This is a genomic window from Actinotignum sp. usb-actsch-213 (assembly GCF_059085665.1).
In genome coordinates, this window is sequence record NZ_JBHNSQ010000063.1 from 1 (window position 1) to 7781 (window position 7781).

The window sequence follows — 7781 nt, forward strand, 5'->3', positions numbered from 1 at the left end:
TAATAAAATCCCCGAATTAGCCGAGGAGCTCCTCGAGCTTCTTCACGAGGGTCTTGCGGGCCTTGCCGGCCTTCTCCGCTTCGAGCACGCGGGCCACTTCAGCGGCATCCGCGCCCTGGGCGTATTCCACCACTTCGTCCACCTTCTTGGCGGCCGGGTCGAAAGCGTCCGCATCGCCAGCCGGCGCATCTGCGGCGGGTGTTTCCTCCGCGGGCGCGGCGTCGTCGCCCTCCACCGTGCTGGAGCCAGCCGCACTGTCCTCATCCACCGGGCCGTCCCACACGGGGCGGGACGGAGCGGCGGAGAAGTCCGGGGTCAGTTCTTCTTCCGGCTTTTCACCAACGACCTTGATGACATCCACTTCATTACCGTTAGTGTCCACAACCTTGGCCAGGCGCAGCGCCGAAATGAGAGCCTTGCCGCGGCGCAGTTCACCGCTGAAAGCCCCGAGCTGGCCGGTCTGGGCGGCCGCGGAAATGAACTGGTTGGGGTCCATGCCGTAAGACTGAGCCTGCTGAACCAGGAAGTTGAAGAGTTCATCCTGGGTGGTATCCACACCGAACTTCTTGGCCAGTTCGTCCAGGATGATCTGGTCACGCAGAGAATCGCGGATTTCCCCGCGGATTTCCTTGGCGTGGTCATCGTCGGTGGCGCGGTTTTCGGATTCGAGATGGCGTTCCACTTCAGCGTCGATCACGCGCTTGGGCAGCGGCACCGCGACATCCTCACGGAGCTTATCAAGCAGAAGATTACGGGCAGCCATGACCTGGACCTGGGCGGCATCCGTGGCGGCCTTCTCCGCCAGATCCGCGCGCAGTTCCTCAATGGTGTCAAATTCGGAGGCGAGCTGGGCGAAATCATCATCCGCTTCCGGAAGTTCAGATTCCTGCACCTTCTCCACCGTGACCTTAACATCGGCCTGCTGCCCGGCGTGTTCCCCGCCCACGAGCGTGGAGGTGAAGCTGAGCTCATCGCCGGCGGAGGCACCGTTGACGGCCTCATCCAGGCCATCGAGCATATTGTCATCACCGATGCGGTAGGAAACGCCCTCCACCGAATCAACTTCCTCACCGTCAATGCTGGCAAAGAGGTTAATGGTGACGTAATCACGGCTGGCGGCAGCGCGTTCCACCGTTGTGAGGGTGGCGAAGCGTTCGCGCAGTTGCTCGAGGCGTTCCTCTACCGCATCATCATCGGCATTGGTGGCTTCCACTTCGAAGCTGTACTGCGCCGGATCCGGGAGAACGATGGCCGGGCGCACATCCACCGTGACGGTGAAGGCGAGCGGATCGGTGGAGTTCTTCTCCATCGCCACGCCGGTCACGTCCACCGCGGGACGGCCCATGGGAACGAGATCGTGTTCTTCCAGAACGTCCTGGTAGTAACCGTCCAGGGAATCGTTAATTGCCTGCTCCACAATCGCGGCGCGGCCAATCTGCGCTTCGAGAACGCGCGCGGGCACGTGGCCCCGGCGGAAGCCAGGAATCTGCACCTGGTTGCCGATAGTCTTCGCGGCCTTGTCAATTTCCGGCTTGAATTCCTCAAAAGGAACCTCGACGGTCAGCTTTACCTGGGTGGGATCGAGCTGTTCGTAGGAGCTTTCCAACTTTTTCTCCAGTCTAAAAATGGGGGTGATAACCCTTGTCGATAGGACGAATTCGTCCCCTTACTGCGCCGCGCCGGGCGCGGGCATACCCGCTAATTCTACGGCACGCACCCTAGGTGATGGGAGTTCTAGCGTGAAACTACTCGCCATATGTGAACGCACTCTCACCCGCGTGCTACTTGCAGGCACGACGACGCAGCTGCCCGGTACCTCGCACCGAGGTACCGGGCAGCTGATAGCTCACTCGCTTACCAGCACAGCTGGCCGAGCAAGGTGATAAGGCTCAGGTCAATGAGGCTTAGAAGGCGGGAATGACCTCGCCGTTCGGCCAGGTATCACGGATGTACTTGGCAACCTCGGGGCTGTGCAGCGCGGCATCCAGCTTCTTCACACCCTCGAGCTTCTCACCGGTGGCCTTGGAGTTCCAGGCGAGGATATTGCCGTAGGGGTTATCGGTCGGATCTTCGGTGTAGATAGCGTCCTTGGAGGGAACCAAGCCGTTTTGCAGGGCGAAGTTACCGTTGATAATCGCGATATCCACGTCCGGGAGGATCTTCGGGACGGAAGGAGCATCAGCTTCGCGGAAGGTGAGGTTCTTCGGGTTCTCCACCACGTCGTAGATGGTGGGGGAAGCAACCTGCGGGTTGAGCTTGATGAGGTTGTTCTTCTGGAGCAGGTCGAGGGCCCGGGCCTGGTTGGACGGATCGTTGGTCACACCCACCACGGCATTGTCCTTGAGCTCGCTGAGCTGCTTGATCTTCTTGGAGTAAATGCCGTAGGGCTCGATGTGAATACCCGCGCCGTGATCCAGGGTGTAGTTCTTTTCCTTGATTTCGTTCTCAAGGTAGGGCAGGTGCTGGAAGTAATTCGCGTCGATTTCCCCGGCGTTGAGCGCCACATTGGGCTGCACGTAGTCGTTGTACTCGCGGATATCCAGGGTAAAACCGGCATCCTTGGCGAGGTTATCGTTGACGAATTCTAGGATTTGCTTATGCGGGGCCGGCGAGGCGCCGACCACGAGGCGCACCGCGCCGTCGTCGTTCTTCGCGGGGGCGGAGGAGGACGAATCCGAGCTACCGCAGCCGCTCAACGCGAGCGCGCTCACCGCAGCTACCAGGGCAATTTTTGAAAGCTTCTTCATGGTTAATATTCCTCTATTTTTCACAATGTTGGTGGTGATGACTTATCGCTGCACACCTTTTGTTGACAGCGCTGGTCCGGGTACTTCCCGGTGGTGCGTGACCCGGCCGGCGGTTCCTTAGCGGTGATCCACCAGCCGGCTGAGCATGTCACCCAGCGCCTGGATGACCATAACGAGGAGCACCAGCACGACCACCACGATCATGAGGACATCCGGGCGGTTATTGTAGTACCCGGCGTTTTGAGCCATGGCGCCCAGGCCGCCGCCGCCCACAGCACCCGCCATCGCCGAGTAGCCGACGAGGGTGACCGCGAGGATCGTGACGGATTGGACGAGTGCGGGCAGCGCTTCGCGCATGAGCACCCCGAACATGATGCGGGTGCGGGAAGCTCCCATCATGAGGACGGCTTCCACTTTGCCGCGCTCGACGCCCATGAGATTGGATTCCACCAGGCGCGCGAAGTAGAAGGCCGCGGAGATCGTGAGCGGAACGGTGAAGCCTTGCCAGGCGCTGCCCGTTCCGGCAATTGCACGCGAAAAGCCGATGAGAATAAAGACGAAGATGATGAAAGGAATGGCGCGGCCCACGTTGACAATAAAACCGAGGGTTTTATTGAGGAGCGGAGAGGGAAGTAGTCCCCCGCGGCCGGTTGCCACGAGGATCATCCCGAGGACAAGGCCCAGCGCCGAAGCGATAACGGTGGAGATACCCACCATAGCCAGTGTTTCGAAGGTAGCGCGGGCCAAGCCGTCTTTGATTTCCGGGGCATCGAACCAGGTGCCGCGCTCGTTGGGGAGGGCGGCCGCGGCGGATGCTACCGGCACGGAGAGAGCCGGGCTGAGAACTGCACTGAGAAGAGTGGTCATGCTGCCCGCACCTCCGCGGTGATTCCGGCGTTGTTCATCGCGGTGAGAACGGTATCAACCTGCGCGTTATCGACCACGAGGGCCAGGCGCGCAATCTGAATCTCACCGATGGATTCAAAAACACCCGCGCCAATATCGCAGCCGAGACGCGCTGCCAGGCTGAGGGCTTGAGATCCGGCGGTTTCACCGGGGCGGGCGGTAAAGGCAATGTCAATCACAGAACCAGAAATATTGGTCGTTTCAATATCCGGAGCGGGTACGAGGCGCCGCGCGAGGGGTGAACTTACGTCCGCGAGCACGCTTTCAATGGTGCCACCGGCGGTAATCCGACCCGATTCGAGGAGGGTCACCGAATCGCAGATGCGGCGCACCACGTCCATTTCGTGGGTGATAATAACGACGGTCACCCCGTAGGCATCACGAACCTCGCGTAGCAGTTCCAGGATCTGCAAGGTGGTATCCGCATCCAGTGCGGAGGTGGGCTCATCGCAGAGCAGCACTGACGGAGTGGTGGCTAGGGCGCGCGCAATGGCCACGCGCTGGCGCTGCCCGCCCGATAGCTGGGAAGGATAAGAATCGCCCCGATCAGCAAGGCCGACGACGCCCAGCAGCTCGCGCACTCGTTCGGCTATCTTCGCGGATTTTTCCCCGGCGATCTGGAGGGGATAGGCGATATTATCCGCGGCGGTACGTGCCTCGAGCAGGTTGCCGCCCTGGAACACCATTCCGATGGTGCGCCGCGCCGCGCGTAATTTCGAGGGCGGCAGCGCGTTGAGATCTTCGCCGTTAATGCGAATGGAGCCGCTGGTGGGTTTTTCCAGGGCGGTGAGGCAGCGAATAAGGGTGGATTTACCCGCCCCCGATTCGCCAACGATGCCGTGGATTTCTCCCGTGGGGATAGTAAGCGAGATGCCGCGCAGCGCCGCCACGGATTCCGCTCCGCGGCGCGGGTAGATCTTCTCCACCTCTGCTAGTTCGATCATCTCGTATCCCCTGACATTTCCCTTAGTGTGCCCAACGGGGCTGCTGCGCACAGTCAATCATCGTAGGTGTTTTTGCCGGCGACAACAACGCAATGGCTCACTCATGAGATACGCCACGGTAGGTTTCGAGGGCGAAAACAGCGCTATCCCCTCGGTTTCCCCGGTATTTCCACGTTTTCCTTCCCGGCGGTACCGGTGAAGGTTTTGCGCAAATACTTTATCAAGGTTCCCGAGGGGATAGCTATCAAGCTTCTGGCCTGCTATTTCACTTAGCCGCGGTACTTACGGCGTAGCGCGTAACCGCCCAGGATGAGCGCGGCCGCTCCTGCAATCACGGGCACCGCCGCGGCGCCCGTATGCGCGAGCTTGGCCGCGGGGCGCTTGACCTTCACCGTCGGAGCCTTCTGCTCTGGCGCGGGCTTCGGGTCAGCTGGAGCGCTCGGGCCAGCGGGCCCACTCGGCGTTCCGGGTGTTCCAGGCTCCTGCGGCGTGTTCGGATCGCTGGGCGTTCCGGGCGTTCCAGGCGTACCGGGCGTTCCAGGCGTTCCAGGCGTACCCGGTTGCGGATCCGGGGTACCCGGCACTTCTGGTTTCTCCGGAGTGCCCGGCGTCCCCGGGTCATTCGGCTCGCCCGGAGTTCCGGGCTCCGGGGCAGGATCGACCGGCGGATCCGGGTTCACCGGCGGCTCAGGCACGGGACACGCGCGGGCGGAAATATCGAAGCTCCACTCGGTCGTAGCGCCAGCGGCGAGGGTGTAACGCTCCGGATCCTTAAGCTGCGCTGTCACGGTCACGGTGCCGTTATTCTCCGTGCGGGTGTACTCCACAAAGGAGGAGTCCGGAATGGTGACCGTGGCTGGAGTACCGCAGCTATCTGCCGGAACCAGCGTCGGAGCAATCGGGGTCACCGCCGGCTTTTCCAATGGAGTAGCAGCACACGCGGTTGAGGTGAGATCCAGGGTCCAGGTGGCCTCACGATGATTCTTATCAACCGTGTAGCTCGCCCCGGCACCCGGACTCGCAATGAGATACCCGGGTTTCGCCGTAGCGATCACGGTTGCCGTGTTTCCGTTGATTTCCGGCGTTCCATACGTCACGCCTTCATTCTCCGGCAGCGTCACCTGTGCCGGTGCCACGCTTCCGCTCCCGTCACAGGGCTGCGGGGCGGTCACGGGCGCTGCGGGCACAATGATCTTGCCGTACACCGGCGTCAACGTAAGATCCTCGGCCGGCATGGCGAAGCTCAGCGCACTATCGGACGGGTTCTCCTGCGCATTCTGCCCGAGGGCCTCCGCGCTCAGCTGCTCGGTTGGCGTGGCCAGGTCAGATACCGTCCACCAGGCGAAGGGAAGAGTCTGCTCCCCCGCCGAAATGCTCAGCTGCGCGCTCGTGCCCACCTGAGCTTGCGGCGCGGTGAAAATATGCTGCCGCACGGTGCCATCCGGATAGTGCGCCGAACCAGGTTCGGTCACCTGACCGGTAATGGAATCAGTTTGCGCCGTGGTGCCGATCTGCGCCACGTACCCCTGGCCAATCGTCCAGTTTCCGGTGCGCTGCCCCTTGTGATTGACCACGAAGCGTGCACGGGTATTGGAGGACACGGGGCTGGTACCAGCCGGGCCGGCCGCCTTGTTCCGGTCGAGGTTATCATCGACCGTAAAAGCACCGTCAGCAAATTCGGCCAGGGCAAAAGTGCCGGGCTTGGTCACGCCGATACGCTCCCCAAATTCGGTATTCGGGCAGGTGAGGTAGGCGCCGTAGCCACCAACGGTTTGGGCGGTAACATCCCCCGTGCCCAGGAAGCGGCAGGCGCCCTGACCCGCAGCGACGATCGCCGGGGCATTCTTGGCCCCGTTCATCTTAATGAGGCTCTCACCGGTGCTCGCGAAGGTCACACCGGTGGCACCCACAACTCCGCCAGCAACATTCGCTGAGGAAGCGGCCACCGTGAGAGTGGCTGCGCCGTCGGCCTTTACCTGGCCTTCGCCGTATACCCCGTACCCTTGAGATTGCGAAGAAGACGTGACATCAAGTGACGCGGTTCCAGCAACATTGAGATTTCCCCTGCTGTACAAGCCGTAACTCGATTTTCCTTGCGCCGTTGCCCGCGCCGTGACCTTCGCATTGGTGATGTTCATAACGTCGCCGGTGTTATCTACACCGCCGCCACCGGCCTGCATAATCGCCGTTGCCGTGGAGGTGTTGGAGGTGGCTTCCGCCGTCACCGTAGCACCCTGGGAACCGTCAATATTGAGGTTCTTCCAGGCGTTAATTCCGGTTGCCAAACCCGTTTCGTTGGTCACTCGTGCCGTGACCTGAACATTGCCGCCGATGCTAAGATCCGCGGTGCTGCGAATCGCGGTGCTCATCGCGGTATTGTTATCTCCGCTCCCGCACTTTTCGCAGGTAATATCCCTACCCACGGCGGTGAGCTTTCCCTGACCGATAATTTCGATCGGCGCACCGGAAGAATCCAGCCCGATAGAGCCGCCCTTCAGCCACTTAGCGGACGGATCACTATCGGCCACATTGACCGGATATTTATTGATCGTATTTGTGGCATCGAAGGTGGCGTCGCCATCAAAATCGAGGACGTATTTATACAGGCCGTCCTGGTTACCGGCAAAATAGAGGGCGTTCGCGGTGTAGCCGCCCTCGCTCGCGGTGAAAACATTCGTACCGCTGAACTTGACCGTCACATCGGAAGCGATCTTGCCCGTGTCCACGGACACGCCGCGCTTGTAGGCGTTCGCGGCGTCCTGCACATAATTATTGAACCACAGGGTTTTCGTGGCAGCGTTCCAGGAAATTTTGTTATCACCGGTAACGAAAGACTGATCCAGGCAGTACGTCACACTATTGGTGTAGTAACTATCCTGGGCCGGGTAGGTTTTCCCATCATCCGGCTTGGCGGTGCGGAGCGTGCGGCCCGTGCAGCTATTGCCGGTCGCGTTCACCACGACCGAGGTCACATCGGCGACCGCATCGGCAGGCACAAAACCGGCCGGTAGCTCGCCCGCGGCCGAGGGAGCTGCCACTGCGGAGGTGACAGCCCCTATCCCAGAACCTACAAGTATTAGCGCAGCTCCGACTGCGGCAGATTTTCTCAACATAATGATCCCAACGACATAGGTGCAATCACTATTAAAGAATACCTACATATTGAAAACATTATGGTAAAAGT

Annotated in this window: 5 protein-coding genes; all 5 read right to left on the reverse strand. The window is 60.8% G+C overall.

Annotation, left to right across the window (positions count from 1 at the left end; genetic code table 11):
- Positions 1-16: 16 nt before the first annotated feature.
- Entirely contained in the window at positions 17-1606 is a 1590-nt protein-coding gene (tig, locus tag AC5RK6_RS06450) for a trigger factor (protein WP_394532747.1), read from the reverse strand.
- Between the two features lie 298 nt (positions 1607-1904).
- Positions 1905-2747, reverse strand: a complete 843-nt coding sequence (locus AC5RK6_RS06455) for a MetQ/NlpA family ABC transporter substrate-binding protein (RefSeq protein ID WP_016442426.1) — start codon at positions 2745-2747, stop codon at positions 1905-1907.
- 117 nt (positions 2748-2864) lie between these two features.
- On the reverse strand, positions 2865-3614 hold the full coding sequence (locus AC5RK6_RS06460) for a methionine ABC transporter permease (RefSeq protein WP_016442425.1): 750 nt from the start codon (positions 3612-3614) through the stop codon (positions 2865-2867).
- Positions 3611-4597 (reverse strand): methionine ABC transporter ATP-binding protein, encoded by a 987-nt coding sequence (locus AC5RK6_RS06465; RefSeq protein ID WP_016442424.1) that lies wholly within the window; start codon positions 4595-4597, stop codon positions 3611-3613. Before AC5RK6_RS06465 ends, AC5RK6_RS06460 begins: the two co-directional genes overlap by 4 nt.
- Positions 4598-4866: 269 nt before the next feature.
- On the reverse strand, positions 4867-7635 hold the full coding sequence (locus tag AC5RK6_RS06470) for a hypothetical protein (protein ID WP_051106968.1): 2769 nt from the start codon (positions 7633-7635) through the stop codon (positions 4867-4869).
- Positions 7636-7781 lie beyond the last annotated feature (146 nt).